Origin of the sequence: Pseudomonas sp. GXZC, from assembly GCF_026967615.1 — a bacterium.
GTDB classification, from domain to species: Bacteria; Pseudomonadota; Gammaproteobacteria; order Pseudomonadales; family Pseudomonadaceae; genus Aquipseudomonas; species Aquipseudomonas azotoformans_A.
Genome location: NZ_CP114115.1, coordinates 1,670,268 through 1,692,836 on the forward strand (window position 1 = coordinate 1,670,268; position 22,569 = coordinate 1,692,836).

The following is a 22,569-nucleotide window of genomic DNA, read 5'->3' on the forward strand; positions in this document are numbered from 1 at the left end:
TTTTCAACGGCGCCGGAATCCCTCCGGCGCCTCTTTAAATCTAGCGGGTTTCTTCAGGTGCAGTGGCTTCGGGTTCGACCGGTGCTTCAGCGGCGCCATCTACACGATGCAACGCCACCTGGCGGATCGACAGGCGAATCTCCGCCGGCAAAACGCGCTTGGCCGCGCCTTCGGCCAGTTCGCCGAGCAGGTCGTGATAACTCAGCTTGCCGGCCTCGTCGCGGCGCAACACATCTTGCTCCAGCAAGGTCTGGATGAAATGTCGGAAAAGGCTCTTGTCGAAGAATTCCGGGGCGTTTAGGCCGTGCAGGATCGACAGGCGCTGGGCCATGATCGTGCACAGGTCTTCCAGTTCTTCGGCGCTGATGCTGTTCTGGCCACTGTTGAGCAGCAGCGAAATCGCCATGTAGAAACGTTGCAGGGTCTGGGCAATGCTCTTGGACAGCAAGGTCAACAGCACAAAGTGCCGCGAGCTTGGCGCCGGGCGCAGGTACACATTGTTTTCGAAACGCAGCAGGCCTTGTTCGACGAAGGCCTCCAGCCATTGGTCGATCACCGTGTTCAGTTCTTCCAGCGACCAACGAATGAACAGCTCCGATTGCAGGTACGGGTACAGCGCGTGGGTGTAGCGCAGGATCTGGTCGCGGCTCATCCGCGAGCTGCTCTGGAAGAAGCTCGCCAGCAGCGCCGGCAGGGCAAAGATGTGCAGCACGTTGTTGCGGTAATAAGTCATCAGGACGGCATTCTGCTCGTCCAGGTACAGGATCTTACCCAGTGCGTCGCTCTGTTCCGACAGCAGGTCCATGTCCTTGACGTGCTTGATCAGCGCCAGGCCATCGCCTTCCGGCAGAGTGGTATGGGGCGAGTAGGGCACGCGGCGCAGTAGCGCCAGGTACAGGTCCAGCTGGCGCGCCATGGCCTGTTCATCCAAGGCCAGGCGGGTGGTGGACAGCAGCGCCAGAGCCACCAGGTTCACCGGGTTCACCGCCGCTGCTTCATTCAAGTGGCGCGCCACCTGTTCGCCAAGGCGGTTGGTGGTTTCGTTGAGCCAGGCGGGTTTATAGTTCGGGCCCAGTTCCTGGGAACGCCAGTCCGGTTGTTCGTGGTCGAGGAATTCGGCCAGCTTGATCGGCTCGCCGAAGTTGACCGCGACCTGGCCAAAGCGCTGCTTGAGCGCGCCGACCACTTTGAAGATGTCGAAGATCGATTCTTTCTTCTTGCTCGCGCCGCGCAGCTCGCCCAGGTAGGTGCGGCCTTCGAGTACGCGCTCATAACCGATGTACACCGGCACAAACACGATTGGCATGCGCGAGGAGCGCAAGAAGCTGCGCAGGGTGATCGCCAACATCCCGGTCTTCGGCTGCAACATGCGCCCGGTGCGTGAGCGACCGCCCTCGACGAAGTACTCCACCGGGAAACCCTTGGTAAACAGGGTGTGCAGGTATTCGTTGAACACCGAGGTGTACAGCGGATTGCCCTTGAAGGTGCGGCGCATGAAAAACGCACCGCCACGGCGCAGCAGGCTGCCGATCACCGGCATGTTCAGGTTGATCCCGGCGGCGATGTGCGGCGGCGTCAGGCCGTTCTTGAACAGCAGGTAGGACAGCAACAGGTAGTCGATGTGGCTGCGGTGGCAAGGCACATAGATGACCTCGTAACCTTGGGCAACCTTTTGCACACCTTCGATATTATTGACCTTGATGCCGTCGTAGATCTTGTTCCAGAACCAGCTCAACACCACTTCGAGGAAGCGGATCGCGGTGTAGGTGTAGTCCGAGGCGATCTCGTTGCCGTAGCGCAGGGCCTGGGCCTTGGCTTTTTCCGGACTGATCTTCTCCCGCTCGGCCTCATCGGCAATGGCCTGGCGCACCAGCGGCATGTTGACCAGGCCCTTCACCAGGTTGCGCCGGTGTGACAAATCCGGACCGATGACCGCCGTCTTCAGGTTACGAAAGTGCACGCGCAGGATGCGTTGGGCCATGCGCACGGTGCGTTCGTGGCCTTTATTGTGCTCGATCAATTCACGCAGGTTGATAGGCGCAGAGAATTGCACCCGGGTCTTGCGACCGAGGATCAGGATGCTCAACAGGCGGCGCAGACGCCCGGTGACCGCCCAGCTGTCGGCAAACAACAGCTTCCACGGGCTGGACTCGCTTTCGGGGGACTGACCCCAGAACACGCTGACCGGAATGATTTGTGCATTCTCTTCGGCGTGTTCGGTGAGGGTGTTGACCAGACGGGTCAGGGTGGGCGGCGCGCCGCGCTTGTCCTGGCGACCGAGCCAGTCCGGCTCTGGCGTGAGGTAGAAGAACGCCGCCGGCTCCATCAACGGGCCGACCGATACCGGCAGCACCGGGCGTGGCAGGCCGGCCTTGGTGCACTCGGCGTCGACCACGGCCAATTCGGTGAGGGAGGGCGATTGCAGGACGTAGAACACCGGCCGGCTGCGGTCCAGGTTAAGGGTCAGGGACGACTGGTTGATCGTCTCCGAGCGAACCCAGAGGTACAACAGTCGGCGCAAGGTGCCGAACACTAGACGGCGGAACGGGGAGCGGGTCATAGGCGTGCTGCTTCAAGTGGAAAAAACCGAGCAGGCGCTCGGGTGGGTAGTGTGCCGTATTCGCCGAAAATCGGCAAAAAAGCAGCGATGTAAACTTGAGTTGATCGTTTTTGAGCCTGTCTTATACTCGGCAGTTCAATGCGAGCGACTCAACAATAAAAATGCATGTGGGAGTAAGACAGATGGCAACGCGTGAAACCGGCAATGTGAAGTGGTTCAACGATGCAAAAGGTTACGGGTTTATCCAGCGTGAAGATGGCAAGGATGTGTTTGTGCACTACCGCGCCATTCGCGGTGACGGCCACCGCTCTCTGGCCGAGGGCCAGCAGGTGGAATACGCCGTGGTGACCGGCGAGAAGGGGTTGCAGGCGGAGGATGTGGTCGGTCTGTAAGGCCGAGCGGCAAGCTGCAAGCTACAAGCTTTTGACTTGCAGCTTGCCGCTGCTTTAAGCCGTTTTCCAGGTGATCTGCTCTTCACCGTCTTCGCTGATGCGAATCCAGGTGTCAGCGCTTTCTTCACCTTCTTCCTCAATCCAAGTCCCCGGTGCACAACGCACTTCCACGCTCAGCGCAGCAAATGCAGCGCGGGCGCAGGCGATGTCGTCATCCCACGGCGTCTGGTCGCTTTCCAGGTACAGGCTGTTCCATTTACCGACGGCTTTGGGCAGCCAGGTAACCGGCACATTGCCGGCCTTGCATTTGTAGGTCTGGCCTCTCTGGACCCAGTCGGAGCACGGGCCCAGGGCGGCGCCCAGCCAGGCGGCGATGGCCTTGTGGTCGACGTCGGCGTCCTTCAGGTAAATCTCGATATCGGGTTGGCGCATGGATGTTCCTCGTTGCGGGATTCGAAAATCCATTCGCGGATGCTGGAAAGTCAGTTATTGAAGCACGAAATAGTCGTAGCGCATCGACACGGTGACCACCAGCGGCTCGGCCGCCTCGATCACCTGTGCGCGGCGCTCGGCGCTGGCACGCCAGCCGTGGGGCGTCATGGCCAGCAGGTTGGCGCGGTCCTGGGGCTCGGCGAGGCTCAGGGTGAATTCCAGCGTCTCGCTGTGCGCCAGGCTCATGCCGTCCGGCACCAGGGCCAGGTGCTTGTCGTCGGTGTACTCGCGCACTTCGTCGTACAGGCGTTCGCGCAGCTCCATCAGGTGGCCGCTGGTCGGGCCGACCTTCATCAAGCCGCCGCCGGGGCTGAGCAGGCGCTTGGCCTCTTCCCAATCCAATGGGCTGAACACGCTGGCGAGAAACTGGCAGCTGCCTGAGGCCAACGGCACGCGGGCCATGCTGGCGATCAACCAGGTCAGCGACGGGGTGCGCTTGCACGCCCGCTTGACCGCTTCCTTGGAGATATCCAGCGCGTAGCCGTCGGCGCGGGGCAGGGCGTCGGCGATCTGCGCGGTGTAGTAACCCTCGCCGCAACCGATGTCGACCCAGCGCGCCGGGGCACGCTCGGCGGCCAGTTCGGCCAGGCGCTTGGCCACCGGGGCGTAGTGCCCAGCGTTGAGGAAGTCGCGGCGCGCTTCCACCATCGCCAGGTTATCGCCGGGGTCGCGGCTGTTCTTGTGCTGCACCGGCAACAGGTTCAGGTAACCCTGGCGTGCGCGGTCGAAGCGGTGTCCGGCCGGGCACGCCACGCCATTGTCCACCGCGTTCAGCGGGGCGCTGCAAAGGGGGCACGCGAGCATCAGGCGAGCAACTTGATCAGGGTCTGGTAGTAGATTTCGGTCAGCACATCGAGGTCGCTGGCGAGGATGCGCTCGTTGACCTGGTGGATCGTCGCGTTGACCGGGCCCAGTTCGACCACTTGGGTACCCAGCGTGGCGATGAATCGCCCATCGGAGGTCCCGCCACTGGTGGACGCCTGGGTCTCACGCCCGGTGATCGCCTTGATGCTGGCCGAGACTGCATCCAGCAACGCGCCCGGCTCGGTGAGGAACGGCAGGCCCGACAGCGCCCACTCCACGTGCCAGTCCAGGCCATGTTTATCGAGGATCGCCGCAACGCGCTGCTGCAGGCCTTCAACGGTGGACTCGGTGGAGAAGCGGAAGTTGAACACCGCCGTCAGGTCACCGGGAATCACGTTGGTGGCGCCGGTGCCGGAATTGAGGTTGGAGATCTGGAAGCTGGTCGGCGGGAAGAAGGTGTTGCCGTCGTCCCAATGTTCGGCGGCCAATTCGGCCAGTGCCGGCGCAGCCAGGTGGATCGGGTTCTTCGCCAGGTGCGGGTAGGCCACGTGGCCTTGCACGCCGCGCACGGTTAGGGTCGCGCCAAGAGAGCCGCGACGGCCATTCTTGACCACATCGCCGACCAGAGTGGTGCTCGACGGTTCGCCGACGATGCACCAGTCCAGACGCTCCTTGCGTGCCGCCAGGCGTTCGATCACGGCCTTGGTGCCATGGTGCGCCGGGCCTTCTTCATCGCTGGTGATCAGGAAGGCTACCGAGCCCTTGTGGTCCGGGTAGTCGGCGACAAAACGCTCCGACGCCACCAGCATCGCCGCCAGGCTGCCTTTCATGTCCGCCGCGCCACGCCCGCAGAGCATCCCGTTTTCATCGATCAACGCGTCGAACGGGTCGTTCTGCCAGGCCTGCACCGGGCCGGTCGGCACCACGTCGGTGTGACCGGCAAAGCACAGCACCGGGCCTTCGTGCTTGCCGTGGGTGGCCCAGAAGTTGTCCACATCTTCGATGCGCATTGGCTCAAGCGCAAAACCGGCGTCGCCCAGGCGCTGCATCATCAGCTTCTGGCAATCGGCGTCGATCGGCGTGACCGACGGGCGACGGATCAGGTCGATGGCAAGTTGAAGGGTCGGCGAAAGGTCGGCATGGGCCGTCATGGGGGGAACTCCGGAGCTTTATAAATGAGCAGGCAAGGCACACAAAACGGCCGTTATCTTATAGCAAAACGGCGGCCAGAGGCCGCCGTTTAGTGCATTGCGCAAGTTTTTACGCCGCTGGCGCGGGTTCCGGCGCCGCCGCAGGTTTAGGCAGCGAAGACAGAAACGCCATGATCAGTGCCGCCACATACGGCAGCGACTGCACCAGCAACATCACCACCCAGAAGCGGATGTCATTGCTTGGCAGGCCCTGCACCAGGTAGATCCCCAGTGCCGCGCCCCACAACAGCAGCATGATGAACATTTCTTCGCGGGCTTCGGAAATCGCCACCCAGAAACCATGGTTATCCGCGTTTTTGGGGGTACGGAAGAACGGAATGCTGGTGGTGAAGAAGCCGTACAGCACCGCCTTGGCGATGGTGTGCGACAACGCCAGCCCGGCCAGGGCCGCACAGAAAGCATCCTTCAAGTTCACGCCTACCGCACGACGGTAGAGGAAGATGATCTTGCCGACCTTGAACACGAACAACGCCAACGGCGGGATCGCGAAAATCAGCAGCGGCGGGTCAACCCGTGTCGGCACGATGATCATTGCCGCCGACCACAACAACGCGCCGACGGTGAAGAAGATGTTCATGCCATCCGCCACCCACGGCAACCAGCCCGCGAGGAAGTGGTAGCGCTGGCCACGGGTCAGCTCGGTGTCCTTGCCGCGCAAGAGGCTTGCGGTGTGACGCTTGATGATCTGGATCGCGCCGTAGGCCCAGCGGAAACGCTGTTTCTTGAAGTCGATAAAGGTATCCGGCATCAAGCCCTTGCCGTAGCTGTCGTGGTAATACGCCGCCGACAGGCCTTTCTCGAATACGCGTAGGCCCAGTTCGGCATCTTCGCAGATACACCAGTCGGCCCAGCCCAGTTCTTCAAGCACCGAGCGACGGGTCATGGTCATGGTGCCGTGCTGGATGATCGCGTCACGGTCGTTGCGAGTGACCATGCCGATATGGAAGAAGCCCTTGTATTCCGCGTAGCAGAGCTTCTTGAAGGTGCTTTCGTTCTGGTCGCGATAATCCTGCGGCGACTGCACCACGGCGATTTTCGGGTCGGCGAAGTGCGGCACCATATGCTTGAGCCAGTTCGGCGACACGCAGTAGTCCGAGTCGATCACCGCGATCACTTCGGCGTCCTTGGCGGTGTGCGGAATCAGGTAGTTCAGCGCGCCACCCTTGAAACCGGCCAGGGGCGCGACGTGGAAGAACTTGAAGCGCGGGCCCAGGGTTTCGCAGTAGTCGCGCACCGGTTCCCAGACAGCCGGGTCCTTGGTGTTGTTGTCGATGATCAGGACTTCGTAGTCCGGGTAATCCAGGGCGGCCAGGGCGTCGAGGGTCTGTTTGACCATCTCCGGCGGCTCGTTGTAGCACGGCACATGGATCGACACTTTCGGACGGTAGTCCGAATCCCCCTCGACCGGCAGGAATTCACGCCGACGCTTGTGGGTCCACACCGCTTCCGCCAGTTCGTGGGCCTCGGTCAGCAACACGATAAACACGCCCAGGGCGCCGAGGGCGAGCAGGATGCCCACGGTGACGCTGAACCAGGTGCTGTATTGCTGGCTGTAGTCGTAGCCGATCCACACCAGCACCGATCCGCAGAGGAACGCGATAAAGGTCAGGAAGGTGCGACCACGCTGGCGCAGGGCCGAGCCGTCGATCATCAGCAGGGTCAGGGACAGCAGGGCCAGCACCACCGAACCAATGGCCAGCACGCGCCATTGCGGGATTGCGACCACGGGCCCTTCAAAGTTGAATTTCTGCTGGCGTGCGGCGTTGTACACGCCCCAGTAAGCGCCCGCCGAGCCTTCGTCGCTGACTTTCCACGGCTGATCGAAGGCCTCGATCACGAAGTAGTTGAAGCCTTGGCGGTTCAGTTTGTTCACCAGCGTGCGCAGGTAGATCGCCTGGTCGGCGGGGGAGGTTTCATTACCCCCGCGCATGCGGCCGTTGCTCGGCCAGCCAACTTCCGACAGCAGCAGCGGTTTTTTCGGGAACAGTTTCTTCAGGTCCCGGGCACGGTCGAGTACGTATTGGCCGGCCTTGTCCATCGGGATGTATTCCCAGAACGGCAGGATGTGCGCGGCGATCAGGTCGACGTGCTTGGCCAGTTGCGGGTTTTTCTCCCAGATGTGCCATTGCTCGGACGTGGTCACCGGCACTTTCACGGCGGCGCGCACCCGGTCCAGCAGCACGATCAGCGCTTCTGGGGTGATTTCTTCACGGAACAGCGCTTCGTTGCCGACCACCACCCGCACGACACTGCGCGAGCTGTTGGCGATTTCGATGGCGCGCTGGATTTCCCGCTCGTTGCGCTCAAGGTCCGGGCTGATCCAGATCCCCAGGGTCACACGCAGGCCGAATTCTTCCGCCAGCTTGGGGATATCCCCCAGAGTGCCGTCGACCGAGTAGGTACGGATGTTGTCCGTCAGCTTGCTCATGATCTCGAGGTCGCGACGCATCTGGTCGTCGGTCGGGTACTGGTCTTTCTGCGGGTACTGGCCTTGCTGGAACGGCGAGTAGGAAAAACCGGAGATCTGTTCAGGCCAGTTGGGGGTGGTGACGGGGCGGTTGATCAGCGCCCAGAAACCGGTGAACAGCGCGGCGATTGCCAGCACGATCACCAGGTTGAGTCCAAATTTACGCGATGCCATGGCTATTTCGGGTTCCAAAGGGTGTGGAACGAAAAGAGGTGTCGGCCTGCGCCGAACGGCGCGCATCCTACACCGGCCCTTCCCTGACCGTACAGCAAGCAGAGAAAAACCGGACATTAGTCAGCGAAAGACCATCTAAGTTCTTTACTTGTAGCTTGTCGCTTCGAACTTGTCGCTCTGTAGTCCATAATGCGCGCCGGTTTTTGGGGTAATGGTCATGAGCACAGAAGATCCGCGGTTTGCAGGCGTCGCCCGCTTGTATGGCATTGAAGGCCTGGAACGCTTGAAAGCAGCCCATGTGGCTATCGTCGGCGTTGGCGGCGTAGGCTCCTGGGCGGCGGAAGCCGTGGCCCGTTGCGGGGTGGGCGAGATTTCGCTGTTTGACCTGGATGACGTTTGCGTGAGCAACAGCAACCGCCAGCTGCACGCGCTGGACAGCACCGTGGGCAAGCCCAAGGTCGAGGTGATGGCTGAGCGCCTGCGCGGCATCAACCCGGATTGCACCGTGCATGCGGTGGCGGATTTCGTGACCCGCGACACCATGGCCGAATACATCACGCCGGACATCGATTGCGTGATCGACTGCATCGACGCGGTCAACGCCAAGGCCGCGCTCATCGCCTGGTGCAAGCGTCGCAAGATCCAGATCATCACCACCGGTGGCGCCGGCGGGCAGATCGACCCGACGTTGATCCAGGTCTGCGACCTGAACCGCACCTTCAATGACCCGCTGGCGTCGAAAGTGCGCTCGACCCTGCGCCGCGACTACAACTTCTCCCGCACCGTGACCCGCCATTACAGCGTGCCGTGTGTGTTTTCCACCGAACAACTGCGCTATCCGAAGCCGGACGGCAGCATCTGTTTGCAGAAGAGTTTTGTCGGGGATGGCGTGAAGCTGGACTGCGCGGGTGGTTTTGGTGCGGTGATGATGGTGACGGCCACGTTCGGGATGGTGGCGGCCACCAAGGCGGTGGACAAGATTGTGGCCGGGGTGCGCCGGCCATCGGAGCGGGTCAAGGCGTCGTAACGGCGCTCAGTTGCCGCATACGCTGCAGCACAGCGTTCAGGCCATTGCTGCGCGACGGTGACAGTTGGCGGGACAGCCCCAACTGTGCAAACCAGTCAGGCAGATCCACCGCCTGCAATTCTGCGGCGGACAGGCCATTGACCCGCGCCAGCAGCAACGCCACCAACCCACGAATCATCCGTGCCTCGCTGCTGGCGGCGAACTGCCAGTGGCCATCGCGCAATTCTGCGACCAGCCACACCAGGCTTTCGCAGCCCTGTACGAGATTGGCGTCGACCTTATCCTCATCGGCCAGGGCAGGCAGGCGCTCGCCCCATTGCATCAGCATCCGCGCACGCTGCTCCCAACTGCCGACGGCCTGAAAAGCCTCAAGTGCGGCTGCGGCATCCACCGGTAAGCTCATCGCAGCATATCCAACGCTTGATCCAGCGCTTCAAAGAAGCGTTCCAGGTCATCGGAATCGTTATACAGCGCCAGGGACACGCGAATCGCCCCCGACAGATGCATCGCCTTGAGCAACGGCATGGCGCAGTGATGCCCGGCGCGTACGGCAATGCCTTGCTCGGTCAGCAGGTGCGCGAGGTCGGCGTTATGCACGCCATCGACCACAAAACTGACCAGCGCCACCTGGGGCGAACCCAGCACGCGCACGCCATTGCGCGCCTTGAGCCCGCGCAACAGGTAGTCATGCAACGCCGCTTCATGGGCGATCACTGCCGGCTGATCCAGCGAACTCAAGTAATCCAGGCTGGCGCCCAGGCCGATCACGCTGGCAATCGGCGGGGTGCCGGCCTCAAAGCCAAGAGGCGCCGGGCGGAAGCTGGCGCTGTGGTAGTCGGCCTGTTGCACCATCTCGCCGCCGAACTGCCAGTGGCGCACGTGGTGCAGGGCCTCGTTACGGCCAAACAGCACGCCGACGCCGTCCGGGCCATACAGTTTGTGGCTGGAAAACACATAGAAGTCGCAACCCAGGGCCTGCACGTCGTGCCGACCATGGACGATGCCTTGGGCGCCGTCGATCACGGTCAGGGCGCCGTGGGGCTGGGCGAGTGCCAGCAGGGCTTCCAGTGGCTGCCAGGCGCCGAGCACGTTGGACAGCTGGCTCACTGCCAGTAAACGCGTGCGCGGGCCGATCAGCTCGGCAGCGGCAGCCAGGTTGATCACGCCGTTATCATCCAGTGGCAGTACCACCAGGTTCAGTGCGCGACGCTTGGCCAGTTGCTGCCAGGGCAGCAGGTTGGCGTGGTGTTCCAGGGCGCTGATGACAATCTCATCGCCCGCATTGAATAAGTGCTCAAGGCCATAGGCCAAGAGGTTCAGCGCAGAAGTGGCGCCGTGGGTGAACACGATCTGCCCGCTGTCGCCTGCATTCAACCACTGTGCGACCTTGCTGCGGCTGTCTTCGAACGCCTGGGTCGCATGGGCGCCTGGCAAATGCTGGGCGCGGTGCACATTGGCTGCGCCGTTGGCGTAGTAATGGCTGATGGCATCCAACAAAGCCTGGGGTTTTTGCGTGGTGGCGGCGTTGTCCAGGTAGGTCTGGTCTTGCCGTTGCAGGGTGGCGATGGCCGGAAAGTCGGCGCGCCAGGGGGAGGGCACTAGCATGGTGTTCAAGACTCGTATAAGCGAGCCCCAGGGTCGGGGCCCGCTAGGGGCATCGAGTGGCTGCTTAGTTGTGAGCGTGCAGCGCTTCGTTCAGTTCGATGGCCGATTTGTGGGTTTTGCACTCCACGGCACCGGTCTCGGAGTTGCGGCGGAATAGCAGGTCCGGTTGGCCGGCCAGTTCGCGTGCCTTGACCACTTTGACCAGTTGGTTCTGCTCGTCCAGCAGCGCAACCTTGGTGCCGGCGGTGACGTACAGGCCCGATTCCACAGTGTTACGGTCGCCCAACGGGATACCGATACCGGCGTTGGCGCCGATCAGGCAGCCTTCGCCAACCTTGATCACGATGTTGCCGCCGCCCGACAGGGTGCCCATGGTGGAGCAACCGCCGCCCAGGTCCGAACCCTTGCCGACGAATACGCCTGCCGATACACGGCCTTCGATCATGCCTGGGCCTTCGGTGCCAGCGTTGAAGTTGACGAAACCTTCGTGCATCACGGTGGTGCCTTCGCCCACATAGGCACCCAGGCGGATGCGTGCTGCGTCAGCGATACGCACGCCGCTCGGCACCACGTAGTCGGTCATTTTCGGGAACTTGTCCACCGAGAACACTTCCAGCAGTTCGCCGCGCAGGCGGGCTTCCAGCTGGCGTTCGGCCAGTTCGTTGATGTCGATCGCGCCCTGGCTGGTCCAGGCCACGTTCGGCAGCTGCGGGAACACACCGGCCAGGCTCAGGCCGTGGGGCTTGACCAGGCGGTGGGACAGCAGGTGCAGCTTGAGGTAAGCCTCAGGCGTGGAGGTCAGTGCGGCGTCTTCGGCCAGCAGAGTGGCGACCAGCGGCGTGTGGCTTTCGGCCAGGCGGTTGAGCAGCGCGGCTTGGGTAGCGTCGACATTCTTGAGCGCATCAGCCAGTTGCAGCGCTTGGCTGATGGTGAAGGTGATCGCCTGGTTGCCTTCGGTGTAGCCGAGGATCGGCGCGATGGCTGCGACGATTTCTGCCGACGGGTTGAGCAGCGGTTGTGCGTAAAACACTTCCAGCCAAGCACCTTGGCGGTTCTGAGTGCCGACGCCGAAGCCCAGGCTGAACAGGGAATTGGACATACTGTTACCTCTACAAAAATGGAAAGGGCTGGCCTACTTGAGGGCCGCCGAATAACTATCTGGCTTGAAGCCAATCAGGGTTCTGTCACCGAGATCAAGCACCGGGCGCTTGATCATCGAAGGTTGTGCGAGCATCAATTCAATGGCTTTCGACTGATCGAGATCGGCTTTGCGTTCGTCTTCGAGTTTGCGAAAGGTGGTGCCCGCACGGTTCAAAACCACCTGCCAACCGTGCTCGTTGCACCATTGGGTCAAGTGTTCGCGGTCGATACCGGCCGTTTTGTAGTCGTGGAACTCATAGCTGACGCCGTGCTCATCGAGCCAGGTGCGCGCCTTTTTCATGGTGTCGCAGGCTTTGATGCCGAAAAGGTGCAACGTTTTGCTTGAAGCGGTCAAGGAATTGCCCCCCTTTGGACCAAGTAGAAACGAAAGGTCACGGATTATGCCACGACCAGCGCGTTTGGGTGCCGCTCGTCAGCGCTGTGCGACTTTTGTGCAAAAGCCAGCGAGTAACATAGCCGGGTAATATGGCACTTCAACGGCCAGTTGTTGCCTGATGTGTGTCGTTGCAAGTCGATTGTCCGGGAAAACCGCGTTATGCAAACCGCCTACACCGTTCTTATCCTGCTGATGCTGGTCAGCGTTTCGCGTCTGGTCGGGCGTGTCATTCCTCTGCCGTTGCCCCTGGTGCAGATTGCCGCCGGTGCCTTGCTGGCCTGGCCGACGCTGGGGCTGCATGTGGCGCTGGACCCCGAGTTGTTCCTGTTTCTGTTCTTGCCACCGCTGTTGTTCTCGGATGGTTGGCGCATGCCCAAGCGCGAGTTGTGGCGGCTGCGCGGGCCGATCCTGACGTTGGCGGTGGGCCTGGTGCTGTTTACCGTGGTGGGCGCCGGTTACTTCATCCATTGGATCTTGCCGACTATCCCGTTGCCGGTGGCCTTCGCCCTGGCGGCCGTGTTGTCGCCGACGGATGCCGTGGCGGTGTCGGCTATTTCCCAGAATCGCTTGCCCACGCCGCTGATGCACATGCTCCAGGGCGAGGCCTTGATGAATGATGCCTCGGGTCTGGTGACCTTCAAATTTGCCCTGGCGGCGGCGCTGACCGGGGTGTTTTCCCTGGCAGATGCCAGCCTCACATTCGTGCTGGTGGCAGTCGGTGGCCTGGCGGTCGGCGTGGCCCTGAGTTGGCTGGTGGGCCGTTTGCGCGCGTGGATGATCGCCCGTGGCTGGGACGACCCGGCCACCCACGTGGTGTTCATGTTGCTGCTGCCGTTTGCGGCCTATGTGCTGGCCGAACGCTTGGGCGCATCGGGCATTTTGTCGGCGGTGGCGGCGGGCATGATGCAAAGCTGGCTCGACCTGCTGCCACGCCAGACCAGCACGCGCCTGCTCAATCGCAGCGTGTGGTCGTTGCTGGAGTTCGCCTTCAACGGTTTGATCTTCCTGCTGCTGGGCCTGCAACTGCCAGACATCATCAAGGCAGTCGTCAGTCACGAGACGACGTTGTGGCCAACCCTGTTTTATCGCTGCCTGGATGTGATCGCGATCTTCCTGGTGCTGGTGGTGCTGCGCTTTATCTGGGTGCAGAGCATCTGGCGGCTGTCGGGCTTGCTGCGCAGGTTGCGTGGGAAAAGCGAACTGACGCTGGTGCCGACCGCGCGTTCCTGCTGGCTGTTGACGGTTGGTGGGGTGCGCGGTGCGGTAACGTTGGCGGGTGTGATGTCGGTGCCGTTGCTGCTGGCGCCTGGACAGGATTTTCCCGAGCGTGACCTGCTGATTTTCATCGCGGCAGGCGTGATTCTGTTATCGCTGATCGCCGCCTGTATCGCCTTGCCGCTACTGTTGCGTGGCATCGAAAAAAGCCCGGACGAAAAACGCCACAAGGAAGTGCGCGAAGCCTGGAAGAGGACTGCCGTTGCGGCCATTCACGCGCTTGAAGCGCAAGAACCGGCAGACGCCGAAACCCCGGACGCCGCCCAAGCCGCGCTTGCCACGGAGCTCAAGGCGCGGCTGATGTCGGAATATCGCCACCAATTGGACGTGTTCAACGACTCCGCCGAAGCCCAGGCCTTGGCGCAACAGATGGACCTGCTGGAGCGCAAACTGCGGCTCAAGGCCCTACGGGCGCAGCGGTTGGAGTTGTACAGTTTGAGTCGTCATCACCAGATTGGTGATGACGTTTTGAGGGAGGTGCTGGCGGAGCTGGATATGAGTGAGGCGAATCTGGGGCAGGTGAAGTGACCCTGATCGCGCCTTAGCGGCGACGTTGGATAAAGTCGCGAATCCGCTCCGCCGCTTCCACGCACTCCGCCAACGGAGCAACCAGCGCCATGCGCACACGGCCGGCGCCAGGGTTGAAGCCGTCCACTTCCCGTGACAGGTACGAACCCGGCACGACGGTCACGTGTTCTTCCACGAACAGGTCACGGCAGAACGCGGCGTCGTCGCCATTTACATTCGGCCACAAATAGAAGCCGCCATCCGGACTCTCTACGTCCAGCACTGGCTTGAGAATCGCCAACACCGCGTCGAATTTTTCGCGATACAAGTCACGATTGGCGAGCACGTGGGCTTCATCCTGCCAGGCCGCAATACTGGCCAGCTGCGTCTGCACCGGCATCGCGCAGCCGTGGTAGGTGCGGTACAGCAGGAAGGCCTTGAGGATGTCCGCGTCGCCGGCCACGAAACCGGAGCGCAGGCCCGGCAGGTTGGAGCGCTTGGACAGGCTGTGGAACACCACGCAGCGCTTGAAATCCTGGCGGCCCAGTTCAACGCAGGCGCTCAGCAGGCCGGGTGGCGGGGTTTGTTCGTCGAAGTACAACTCGCTATAGCACTCGTCGGCAGCGATGACGAAGTCGTATTCGTCGGCCAGGGCGATGAGTTCTTTCAGGGTATCGACCGGGATCAGCGCGCCGGTCGGGTTGCCGGGCGAGCACAGGAACAGGATCTGGCAGCGTTTCCAGATGTCCGGCGTCACGGCGTCGAAGTCTGGGTTGAAGCCATTGGCGTCCAGGCACGGCAGGTAGTGCGGCTTGGCCCCGGCGAGGAACGCGGCGCCTTCGTAGATCTGGTAGAACGGGTTGGGGCTGACTACCAGTGCATCGTCGCCACGGTTGACCACGGTTTGGGTGAAGGCGAACAGCGCTTCACGGGTGCCGTTGACCGGCAGGATGTTGCGCGCCGGGTCGAGCCAGCCGTTGGGCACGTTGAAGCGACGTTCGCACCAGGCGCCGATGGCTTCGCGCAGGGCCGGGATGCCCAGCGTGGTCGGGTACACGGCCATCTGGTCGAGGTTGTTGCTCAATGCTTCGGCCACGAAGGTGGGCGATTTATGTTTCGGTTCGCCGATGGAGAGTGCGATCGGGCGCTTGTCCGGGTTCGGCGTGACGCTGCCCAGCAGGGCGCGCAGTTTCTCGAACGGGTAGGGCTGGAGCTGGTTCAGAGCGTTGTTCATCGGTGGATCTCGTGCAAGGCGTTAAAAACTGGGGCGGCGCTTTTCAAATGGTCAGGCGTGTCAGCTCGACGCCGGGTTCCTGGGTGACGCTCAACTGCTGGACGATGGCTTCTTGCAGGCGCAGGCACAGTTCCGGGTCGGACAGCGGCTGGTTGTCGGCATCGGTAATGAAGAACACGTCTTCCACGCGCTCGCCGAGGGTCGCGATCTTGGCGTTTTGCAGCGACAGATCGAACTCCAGGAAAATCCCGCCGATGCGGGCCAGCAGGCCTGGGCGATCCGGGGCGCTGAGTTCCAGCACTGTCACCGGCCGCTGGGCGTCATTGGAAATGGTCACCTGCGGCGCAAACGCAAAGTGCTTGAGTTGGCGCGGCACCCGGCGCTGGATGATGGTCGGATAGTCGTCAGGGTTGCGCAGGGCCTCGGTCAGGCCTTCGCGGATCTTTTTCACGCGTGCCGGGTTGTCGCCAATCGAGTCGCCATCGGTGTCGAGCACGATATAGGTGTCGAGGGTGAACTGGCTGCTGGAGGTAATGACACGGGCGTCATGGATGTTCAGGTTGAGCTGGTCCATGGCTGCCACGGTCACGGCGAAGAAGTCGTGCTGGTCGGGTGCGTAGATGAAGATCTGCGTGCCGCCTTCGAATTCGCGCTGGGTGGTTTCCTTGATCAGCACCAGCGGGCCGCCATCGGCGGGCTGTTGCAGGATCGCATCGGTGTGCCAGGCGACATCGCCGGCGGTGTGGCGCAGGAAGTAATCGTCACCCAGCTGCGACCACAATTGCTCGACGTCGTCCGGGTCGTTACCGCCGCGCACCAGAATGTCCAAGGCCGCGCTTTGGGTGCGGCGGATCTGCTCTTCGCGGTCCACCGGGTTCTCCAGGCCACGGCGCAGGGCGCGCTTGGTCTCGGTGTACAGCTGGCGCAACAGGCTGGCACGCCAGGAGTTCCACAGCGTCGGGTTGGTGGCGTTGATGTCGGAGACAGTCAGCACGTACAGATAGTCGAGGCGGGTTTCATCGCCGACGATCTGCGCAAAGTCGTGGATCACCTGCGGGTCGGACAGGTCCTTGCGCTGGGCGGTGGTCGACATCACCAGATGGTTCTGCACCAGCCAGACGATCAGGCGGCTGTCCCACACGGGCAGTTGGTGGCGCTGGCAGAACGCCTCGGCGTCAACCGCGCCCACCTCAGAGTGGTCGCCATGCCGACCCTTGCCGATGTCGTGGTACAGGCCGGCCAGGTAGATCAGCTCGGGCTTGGGCAGCTTGGCCATGAGTTTGCTGGCCAGCGGGAATTTCTCTGACACTTGCGTGTACTGAAGCTTACGCAGGTGCTTGATCAGGTTCAGGGTGTGGGCGTCCACGGTATAGATGTGGAACAGATCGTGCTGCATCTGCCCGACGATAAAACCGAACTCCGGCAGATAGCGCCCGAGGATGCCGTAACGGTTCATGCGTCGCAGGTTGCGGTGGATACCGATCTTGCACTTGAACAGCTCGATGAACAGGCTGGTGTTGCGGATGTCGTTGCGGAAATCGTCGTCGATCAGGTGACGGTTCTCCCGCAGCAGGCGGATGGTGTCGGCGCGCACGCCTTTGATTTCCGGCTGCTGGGCCATCAGCACGAAGATTTCCAGCATGGCGAACGGCGTGCGGCGGAACACGTTGTCGTTGCGTGCCTCAATATAGCCGTCGTGCAGTTGGAAACGCGCGTTGATCGGCTGCGGCGGCGCTTCGTCTTCGGGGGCCAGGATCACCTCTTCGAAGTGCTGGATGATCAGGTCGCTGAGCTGGGCAATGCTCATGACCACCCGGTAATACTGCTGCATGAAGCTTTCGATGCTGGTCTTCGCGTCCTCGCCTTCAAAGCCCAGCAGGGTGGCGATGGAGCGCTGGTGGTCGAACAGCAGGCGGTCTTCGGAGCGCCCGGCGAGCATGTGCAGGGCGTAGCGCACTTTCCACAGGAACTCCTGGGACGAGGCCAGTAGGGCGTTTTCGCTCTCTACCAGGAAGCCCTCGCCAGCCAGGGCGCGCAGGTTCAGGGTGCCGTACTGGCGACGGGCAACCCACAAAATCGTCTGGATATCCCGAAGGCCGCCGGGCGAGCCTTTGACGTTGGGTTCCAGGTTGTATTCGGTGTCGTTGTACTTGTGGTGCCGGGCCTTCTGTTCGGCACGCTTGGCCAGGAAGAAGTCCTTGCTCGGCCACATGTGTGCGGTGCTGGTGACTTCGAGCATGCGCTGGCGCAGGCGCTCGGGGCCAGCGATGGTGCGGCTTTCCATGAGGTTGGTGATGACGGTGAGGTCGGCGCGGGCCTCTTCGGCGCATTCGTCGACCGAGCGCACGCTTTGGCCGACTTCCAGGCCGATGTCCCACAACAGCGTCAGAAAACGCTCGATGGAATCGCGAAAGATCTCATGATCGGCGCTGTCCAGCAGGATCAGCAGGTCGATGTCCGAATAAGGGTGCAGTTCGCCACGCCCGTAGCCGCCGACCGCCACCAGGGCGATATCGGCGTCTTCGCTCCAACTGAACTGTTCCCAGGCCTTTTGCAGGATGTTATCGACGAACCAGGCGCGGTCCTCGATCAGTCGGCGGATGTCCCGGCCGCTGCGAAAGCGCTCGTCGAGCACCTCGCGGGCCTGGCGGATAGCCTTCTTGAATGCGGCGATAGGGCTCGCCTTCAGGGCCAGTTCGGCCTGGAACTGGCCACGGTCGAAGAGTTCGGGGTCCACCTGGGGCATTGATCGGCTTTCCTTTCTATCTATAAGTCAGTTACAGGGTTGCGGGAAAACCGAAGCAATCATCACGCCGAAACGCGTGGAATGGTGTCGTCAGCGCGCAGGGTGAAGATCTCGTAGCCGGTCTCGGTGACCAGCAGGGTGTGTTCCCACTGGGCCGAGAGCTTGCGGTCCTTGGTGATAGCGGTCCAGCCGTCGCCCAGCACCTTGGTGTCGGCCTTGCCCTGGTTGATCATCGGCTCGATGGTGAAGGTCATGCCCGCCTTGAGCTCCATGCCGGTGCCAGCGCGGCCGTAGTGCAGGATCTGCGGCTCTTCGTGGAACACGGTGCCGATACCGTGGCCGCAGAATTCGCGGACCACCGAGAAGCCGTTCTTTTCCGCGTGCTTCTGGATCACTTCACCGATGTCGCCCAGGCGGCAGCCAGGTTTGACGATTTCGATGGCCTTGTACATGCATTCCTGGGTGACCTGGGACAGGCGTTCGGCCCAGACCGGCACATTGCCGACGTGGAACATGCGGCTGGTGTCGCCGAAGTAGCGGTCCTTGATCACGGTGACGTCGATGTTCAGGGTATCGCCGTCCTTCAATGGCTTGTCGCCTGGAATTCCGTGGCAGACCACGTGGTTGACCGAGGTGCAGATCGACTTGGGGAAGCCTTTGTAGTTCAGCGGCGCAGGGATGGCGCCCTGCACGTTGACTATATAGTCGTGGCAGATCTGGTTCAGGGTTTCGGTGGTGACGCCGGGCTTGACGTGTTCGGCGATCATTTCCAGCACGTCGGCAGCCAGTTTGCCGGCGATGCGCATGCCAGCGATGTCTTCGGCGGTTTTCAAGCTAACGGTCATACAGGCTCTCTCTAGCGCGACGCGCTGAAATCAATACGGTTTACGGGCGTGCGACAAAAGGTTGCAGAGTTCGCACAAGCCACAAAAAACGCGATTCTAACAGACGATGGCCTCAAATCATGAGCCTCTGATGATCGCTTCTCTCTATAAGGTAGGGCTATGTCGGCTCTATTCAAGGGGTTACACGAAAGCGCGCTGCGGCAAATGTGATTGCGTATTCCGTTTTTGCCGATGCTGTGGTATAAAATGCGCCGCTTTCCGGGGATACCTCGTAAAGCTTAAATCCACACACGTGTCGACACGATGACCTGGGTGCCGGAGGCCTTGATGCCGCTGGTTGGTCATTGGGATACGTGGAGGCCAAACCCGACTTATTAAGGAACTATCATGTCCCAAGTCAACATGCGCGATATGCTGAAGGCCGGTGTGCACTTCGGTCACCAGACCCGTTACTGGAACCCGAAAATGGGTAAATACATTTTCGGTGCGCGTAACAAGATCCACATCATCAACCTTGAAAAAACCCTGCCAATGTTCAACGAAGCTCTGACTTTCGTAGAGCGCCTGGCTCAGGGCAAAAACAAGATTCTGTTCGTCGGCACCAAGCGTTCCGCTGGCAAGATCGTTGCTGAAGAAGCAGCACGTTGCGGTTCGCCGTACGTCGATCACCGCTGGTTGGGCGGCATGCTGACCAACTTCAAAACCATCCGTGCTTCCATCAAGCGTCTGCGTGACCTTGAAGTGCAAGCCGAAGACGGTACTTTCGCCAAGCTGACCAAGAAAGAAGCGCTGATGCGCTCCCGTGACCTGGAAAAGCTCGATCGTTCCCTGGGTGGTATCAAGGACATGGGCGGTCTGCCTGACGCACTGTTCGTTATCGACGTTGATCACGAGCGCATCGCGATCACCGAAGCCAACAAGCTGGGCATCCCTGTTATCGGCGTAGTCGATACCAACAGCAGCCCGGAAGGCGTTGACTACATCATCCCAGGCAACGATGACGCAATCCGCGCTATCCAGCTGTACATGGGTTCGATGGCTGACGCTGTAATCCGTGGTCGCAACCACGTTGCTGGTGGTACCGAGCAGTTCGTTGAAGAAGCTCCGGTAGCTGCCGCTGAGTAATTAGCGCCCTGGCGTTGACTCAGTAAGCAAAAAGGGGGCTTGGCCCCCTTTTTGCCACCTCGAAAACCGTTTGTCGGTAACGCAGCTACATCATTTGTAACGTGCAGTGGCCTACAACGGAGATTCGGGAAGAATTGATCGCCCGTTTGATCGGGTGGAATGGTTGAAAACCTATCCAAGAGGATTTTGAAATGGCAGAGATTACTGCAGCGTTGGTTAAAGAACTGCGTGAGCGTACCGGCGAAGGCATGATGGATTGCAAAAAGGCCTTGACCAAGGCCGGCGGCGACATCGAAAAAGCCATCGACGACATGCGTGCCTCGGGCGCCATCAAGGCCGCCAAGAAAGCCGGCAACGTCGCTGCTGAAGGCGCTATCGCTCTGGTTGAAGACGGTAAAGCTGCCGTTCTGCTGGAAGTGAACTCGCAGACCGACTTCCTGGCCCTGCAAGACGACTTCAAGGCATTCGTTGCTGCCAGCGTCAAGAAAGCATTCGACGACAAGCTGACTACTGTTGAGCCTCTGATCGAAGCTCAAGAAGCTGATCGCCTGGTACTGGTCGGCAAGGTTGGCGAAAACGTCAACATCCGTCGCCTGACTCGCGTTGAAGGTGATGTGGTGGGTGGTTACCTGCACGGCAACAAGATCGGTGTAGCCGTTGTTCTGAAAGGCGGCGACGTTGAGCTGGCCAAAGACATCGCTATGCACGTTGCTGCAAGCAACCCAGAATTCCTGCTGCCTTCGGAAGTTTCTGACGAAGCGATCGAGCGTGAAAAAGCTGTGTTCCTGAGCCTGAACGCCGACAAGATCGCCGGCAAGCCAGAAAACATCGTTGAAAACATGATCAAAGGCCGTATCAGCAAGTTCCTGGCTGAAGCGAGCCTGGTTGAGCAGGCGTTCGTCAAGAACCCTGAAATCAAGGTTGGCGAACTGGCCAAGAAAGCCGGTGCTGAAATCGTTTCCTTCACTTACTACAAAGTAGGCGAAGGCATCGAGAAGCCGGTCGACAACTTCGCTGAAGAAGTTGCTGCCCAGCTGGCTGCCGCCAAGCAATAAGACAGTTTTCAACTGTCGCCCGAAAGAGGCTGCCCGCTCACGCGCGCAGCCTCTTTTCAAATGGGAAGGCCGATTTTAATTGGCTTCCCTTCGGAACTGGCTTACAAAGCCGTGTTCCGATGGCGCTGTAGCAGCGTCCAGCTAGAGTGAACGCAAGCCGTAAACGGCTCGCCAAGAATTTTTAAAAATACGCCGCAGGAGAGATTCGCAATGGCTCAGCAGGGCAGTGGTTATCAGGCTCGCTATAAACGCATTCTACTCAAGCTTAGCGGCGAGGCCCTGATGGGCTCGGAAGAGTTCGGGATCGATCCCAAGGTGCTCGACCGCATGGCGTTGGAAGTCGGCCAACTGGTCGGTATCGGCGTACAAGTCGGCCTGGTGATTGGCGGTGGCAACCTGTTCCGCGGTGCGGCACTGAGCGCCGCCGGCATGGATCGGGTCACTGGCGACCACATGGGCATGCTGGCCACTGTGATGAACGCCCTGGCCATGCGTGACGCCCTGGAGCGTGCCAACATCTCGGCTATCGTGATGTCGGCTATTTCCATGGTCGGCGTGACCGATCACTATGACCGTCGCAAAGCCATGCGCCACCTGAATTCCAAGGAAGTGGTGATCTTCGCTGCTGGTACGGGCAACCCGTTCTTCACCACCGACTCCGCAGCCTGCCTGCGCGCCATCGAAATCGACGCTGACGTGGTGTTGAAGGCGACCAAGGTGGATGGCGTGTACACTGCCGATCCATTCAAAGACCCGCATGCCGAGAAGTTCGATCATCTGACCTACGATGAAGTGCTGGATCGCAAGCTGGGCGTGATGGACCTGACGGCTATTTGCCTGTGCCGCGACCACAAGATGCCGCTGCGCGTATTTAACATGAACAAGCCCGGCGCCCTGCTGAATATCGTACACGGCGGCGCAGAAGGGACTCTGATCGAGGAAGGCCAACAATGATCAACGAAATCAAGAAAGACGCCCAGGCGCGTATGCAGAAATCCCTGGAATCCCTGAGCCATGCATTCGGCCAGATCCGTACCGGCAAGGCGCACCCAAGCATCCTGGGCAGCGTGATGGTGCCTTACTACGGTTCCGATACCCCGATCAGCAGCGTCGCCAACATTACCGTTAAAGACTCTCGCACCCTGCAAGTCGTCGCGTTCGAGCGCAACATGCTGGGTGCTGTCGACAAGGCGATCCAGAGCGCCGGTTTGAACCTCAACCCGACCAACCTGGGTGAGTTGCTGCTGATCTCCATGCCGGCCCTGACTGAAGAAACCCGCAAGGGCTTCACCAAGCAGGCACGCAGCGCAGCCGAAGACGCCCGTGTTGCCGTGCGCAACATTCGTCGCGATGCCCTGGGTGACCTGAAGAAACTGGTCAAGGACAAGGAAATCAGCGAAGACGAAGAGCGTCGTGCCACCGCTGATATCGACAAGCTGACCAAAGATGCCGAGGCCCAGATCACCAAGGCCACGGAAGAAAAAGAAAAGGACCTGATGGCCGTATAAGGGGT

General features: G+C 61.0%; 19 protein-coding genes. 7 read left to right on the top strand and 12 right to left on the bottom strand.

Annotated elements, in window-relative coordinates; all coding sequences use genetic code 11:
* Positions 1 to 40: 40 nt before the first annotated feature.
* Positions 41 to 2,560: a glycerol-3-phosphate 1-O-acyltransferase PlsB gene (gene plsB / locus OZ428_RS07950; protein ID WP_269133061.1), complete on the bottom strand. Its 2,520-nt coding sequence runs from the start codon at positions 2,558 to 2,560 to the stop codon at positions 41 to 43.
* Positions 2,561 to 2,742: 182 nt separating this feature from the next.
* Here plsB and OZ428_RS07955 point away from each other — a divergent pair, with 182 nt between their 5' ends.
* Positions 2,743 to 2,952: a cold-shock protein gene (locus OZ428_RS07955; protein ID WP_032891681.1), complete on the top strand. Its 210-nt coding sequence runs from the start codon at positions 2,743 to 2,745 to the stop codon at positions 2,950 to 2,952.
* Positions 2,953 to 3,006: 54 nt separating this feature from the next.
* Here the strand turns inward: OZ428_RS07955 and OZ428_RS07960 are convergent, their stop codons facing one another.
* From OZ428_RS07960 to OZ428_RS07975, 4 genes are all read right to left on the bottom strand, one after another.
* Entirely contained in the window at positions 3,007 to 3,384 is a 378-nt protein-coding gene (locus OZ428_RS07960) for a hypothetical protein (protein WP_133074442.1), read from the bottom strand.
* A gap of 54 nt (positions 3,385 to 3,438) precedes the next feature.
* Complete coding sequence (locus OZ428_RS07965; RefSeq protein WP_269133062.1) at positions 3,439 to 4,248, bottom strand: putative RNA methyltransferase; 810 nt, start codon at positions 4,246 to 4,248, stop codon at positions 3,439 to 3,441.
* Positions 4,248 to 5,399, bottom strand: a complete 1,152-nt coding sequence (gene dapE / locus OZ428_RS07970) for a succinyl-diaminopimelate desuccinylase (RefSeq protein ID WP_028619141.1) — start codon at positions 5,397 to 5,399, stop codon at positions 4,248 to 4,250. The genes OZ428_RS07965 and dapE overlap by 1 nt, the downstream gene beginning before the upstream one ends.
* A 109-nt stretch (positions 5,400 to 5,508) precedes the next feature.
* Entirely contained in the window at positions 5,509 to 8,100 is a 2,592-nt protein-coding gene (locus tag OZ428_RS07975; protein ID WP_033902802.1) for a glycosyltransferase, read from the bottom strand.
* Positions 8,101 to 8,317: 217 nt separating this feature from the next.
* On the opposite strand from OZ428_RS07975, the gene tcdA reads away from it, so the two are divergent.
* Entirely contained in the window at positions 8,318 to 9,127 is an 810-nt protein-coding gene (gene tcdA / locus OZ428_RS07980; RefSeq protein WP_038849221.1) for a tRNA cyclic N6-threonylcarbamoyladenosine(37) synthase TcdA, read from the top strand.
* Here tcdA and OZ428_RS07985 read toward each other — a convergent pair.
* The 4 genes from OZ428_RS07985 to OZ428_RS08000 all read right to left on the bottom strand — a co-directional run bounded on the left by OZ428_RS07985 (position 9,114) and on the right by OZ428_RS08000 (position 12,173).
* Entirely contained in the window at positions 9,114 to 9,530 is a 417-nt protein-coding gene (locus tag OZ428_RS07985) for a SufE family protein (protein WP_269133063.1), read from the bottom strand. The genes tcdA and OZ428_RS07985 overlap by 14 nt on opposite strands.
* The gene (locus tag OZ428_RS07990; RefSeq protein ID WP_269133064.1) at positions 9,527 to 10,732 is read right to left on the bottom strand and encodes an aminotransferase class V-fold PLP-dependent enzyme; all 1,206 of its coding nucleotides are present in this window, start codon (positions 10,730 to 10,732) and stop codon (positions 9,527 to 9,529) included. Before OZ428_RS07990 ends, OZ428_RS07985 begins: the two co-directional genes overlap by 4 nt.
* A gap of 64 nt (positions 10,733 to 10,796) precedes the next feature.
* Positions 10,797 to 11,831 (bottom strand): 2,3,4,5-tetrahydropyridine-2,6-dicarboxylate N-succinyltransferase, encoded by a 1,035-nt coding sequence (gene dapD / locus OZ428_RS07995; RefSeq protein ID WP_033902798.1) that lies wholly within the window; start codon positions 11,829 to 11,831, stop codon positions 10,797 to 10,799.
* A 33-nt stretch (positions 11,832 to 11,864) separates the two neighbouring features.
* Positions 11,865 to 12,173 carry an arsenate reductase gene (locus OZ428_RS08000; RefSeq protein WP_229999207.1) on the bottom strand — a complete coding sequence of 103 codons (309 nt, stop codon included), beginning with the start codon at positions 12,171 to 12,173 and terminating at the stop codon, positions 11,865 to 11,867.
* Between the two features lie 255 nt (positions 12,174 to 12,428).
* On the opposite strand from OZ428_RS08000, the gene OZ428_RS08005 reads away from it, so the two are divergent.
* The gene (locus OZ428_RS08005) at positions 12,429 to 14,072 is read left to right on the top strand and encodes a Na+/H+ antiporter (RefSeq protein WP_269133065.1); all 1,644 of its coding nucleotides are present in this window, start codon (positions 12,429 to 12,431) and stop codon (positions 14,070 to 14,072) included.
* 13 nt (positions 14,073 to 14,085) lie between these two features.
* On the opposite strand, the gene dapC is transcribed toward OZ428_RS08005, so the two are convergent.
* From dapC to map, 3 genes are all read right to left on the bottom strand, one after another.
* On the bottom strand, positions 14,086 to 15,285 hold the full coding sequence (gene dapC, locus OZ428_RS08010) for a succinyldiaminopimelate transaminase (protein ID WP_269133066.1): 1,200 nt from the start codon (positions 15,283 to 15,285) through the stop codon (positions 14,086 to 14,088).
* Positions 15,286 to 15,328: 43 nt separating this feature from the next.
* Positions 15,329 to 18,031: a [protein-PII] uridylyltransferase gene (locus tag OZ428_RS08015; protein ID WP_061435544.1), complete on the bottom strand. Its 2,703-nt coding sequence runs from the start codon at positions 18,029 to 18,031 to the stop codon at positions 15,329 to 15,331.
* Positions 18,032 to 18,093: 62 nt separating this feature from the next.
* Positions 18,094 to 18,876: a type I methionyl aminopeptidase gene (map, locus tag OZ428_RS08020; protein WP_016975842.1), complete on the bottom strand. Its 783-nt coding sequence runs from the start codon at positions 18,874 to 18,876 to the stop codon at positions 18,094 to 18,096.
* 387 nt (positions 18,877 to 19,263) lie between these two features.
* On the opposite strand from map, the gene rpsB reads away from it, so the two are divergent.
* The 4 genes from rpsB (at position 19,264) to frr (ending at position 22,564) form a co-directional block, all read left to right on the top strand.
* Positions 19,264 to 20,001, top strand: coding sequence for a 30S ribosomal protein S2 (gene rpsB, locus OZ428_RS08025; protein ID WP_003189158.1), 738 nt, complete (start codon positions 19,264 to 19,266; stop codon positions 19,999 to 20,001).
* A gap of 191 nt (positions 20,002 to 20,192) precedes the next feature.
* Positions 20,193 to 21,056, top strand: a complete 864-nt coding sequence (tsf, locus tag OZ428_RS08030; RefSeq protein ID WP_038849203.1) for a translation elongation factor Ts — start codon at positions 20,193 to 20,195, stop codon at positions 21,054 to 21,056.
* 210 nt (positions 21,057 to 21,266) lie between these two features.
* Positions 21,267 to 22,010: a UMP kinase gene (gene pyrH / locus OZ428_RS08035; protein WP_003189161.1), complete on the top strand. Its 744-nt coding sequence runs from the start codon at positions 21,267 to 21,269 to the stop codon at positions 22,008 to 22,010.
* Positions 22,007 to 22,564 carry a ribosome recycling factor gene (gene frr / locus OZ428_RS08040; RefSeq protein ID WP_012722596.1) on the top strand — a complete coding sequence of 186 codons (558 nt, stop codon included), beginning with the start codon at positions 22,007 to 22,009 and terminating at the stop codon, positions 22,562 to 22,564. The genes pyrH and frr overlap by 4 nt, the downstream gene beginning before the upstream one ends.
* Positions 22,565 to 22,569 lie beyond the last annotated feature (5 nt).

What these genes read in the sequence shown, in the direction of transcription:
- tcdA (WP_038849221.1), top strand. Translation starts at nt 8,318, where the DNA reads ATGAGCACAGAAGATCCGCGGTTTGCAGGCGTCGCCCGCTTGTATGGC.
- OZ428_RS08005 (WP_269133065.1), top strand. Translation starts at nt 12,429, where the DNA reads ATGCAAACCGCCTACACCGTTCTTATCCTGCTGATGCTGGTCAGCGTT.
- dapE (WP_028619141.1), bottom strand. Translation starts at nt 5,399, where the DNA reads ATGACGGCCCATGCCGACCTTTCGCCGACCCTTCAACTTGCCATCGAC.
- tsf (WP_038849203.1), top strand. Translation starts at nt 20,193, where the DNA reads ATGGCAGAGATTACTGCAGCGTTGGTTAAAGAACTGCGTGAGCGTACC.
- plsB (WP_269133061.1), bottom strand. Translation starts at nt 2,560, where the DNA reads ATGACCCGCTCCCCGTTCCGCCGTCTAGTGTTCGGCACCTTGCGCCGA.
- OZ428_RS07955 (WP_032891681.1), top strand. Translation starts at nt 2,743, where the DNA reads ATGGCAACGCGTGAAACCGGCAATGTGAAGTGGTTCAACGATGCAAAA.
- dapD (WP_033902798.1), bottom strand. Translation starts at nt 11,831, where the DNA reads ATGTCCAATTCCCTGTTCAGCCTGGGCTTCGGCGTCGGCACTCAGAAC.
- OZ428_RS07975 (WP_033902802.1), bottom strand. Translation starts at nt 8,100, where the DNA reads ATGGCATCGCGTAAATTTGGACTCAACCTGGTGATCGTGCTGGCAATC.
- frr (WP_012722596.1), top strand. Translation starts at nt 22,007, where the DNA reads ATGATCAACGAAATCAAGAAAGACGCCCAGGCGCGTATGCAGAAATCC.
- dapC (WP_269133066.1), bottom strand. Translation starts at nt 15,285, where the DNA reads ATGAACAACGCTCTGAACCAGCTCCAGCCCTACCCGTTCGAGAAACTG.
- OZ428_RS07985 (WP_269133063.1), bottom strand. Translation starts at nt 9,530, where the DNA reads ATGAGCTTACCGGTGGATGCCGCAGCCGCACTTGAGGCTTTTCAGGCC.
- map (WP_016975842.1), bottom strand. Translation starts at nt 18,876, where the DNA reads ATGACCGTTAGCTTGAAAACCGCCGAAGACATCGCTGGCATGCGCATC.
- OZ428_RS07965 (WP_269133062.1), bottom strand. Translation starts at nt 4,248, where the DNA reads ATGCTCGCGTGCCCCCTTTGCAGCGCCCCGCTGAACGCGGTGGACAAT.
- OZ428_RS08000 (WP_229999207.1), bottom strand. Translation starts at nt 12,173, where the DNA reads ATGAAAAAGGCGCGCACCTGGCTCGATGAGCACGGCGTCAGCTATGAG.
- OZ428_RS08015 (WP_061435544.1), bottom strand. Translation starts at nt 18,031, where the DNA reads ATGCCCCAGGTGGACCCCGAACTCTTCGACCGTGGCCAGTTCCAGGCC.
- OZ428_RS07990 (WP_269133064.1), bottom strand. Translation starts at nt 10,732, where the DNA reads ATGCTAGTGCCCTCCCCCTGGCGCGCCGACTTTCCGGCCATCGCCACC.
- OZ428_RS07960 (WP_133074442.1), bottom strand. Translation starts at nt 3,384, where the DNA reads ATGCGCCAACCCGATATCGAGATTTACCTGAAGGACGCCGACGTCGAC.
- rpsB (WP_003189158.1), top strand. Translation starts at nt 19,264, where the DNA reads ATGTCCCAAGTCAACATGCGCGATATGCTGAAGGCCGGTGTGCACTTC.
- pyrH (WP_003189161.1), top strand. Translation starts at nt 21,267, where the DNA reads ATGGCTCAGCAGGGCAGTGGTTATCAGGCTCGCTATAAACGCATTCTA.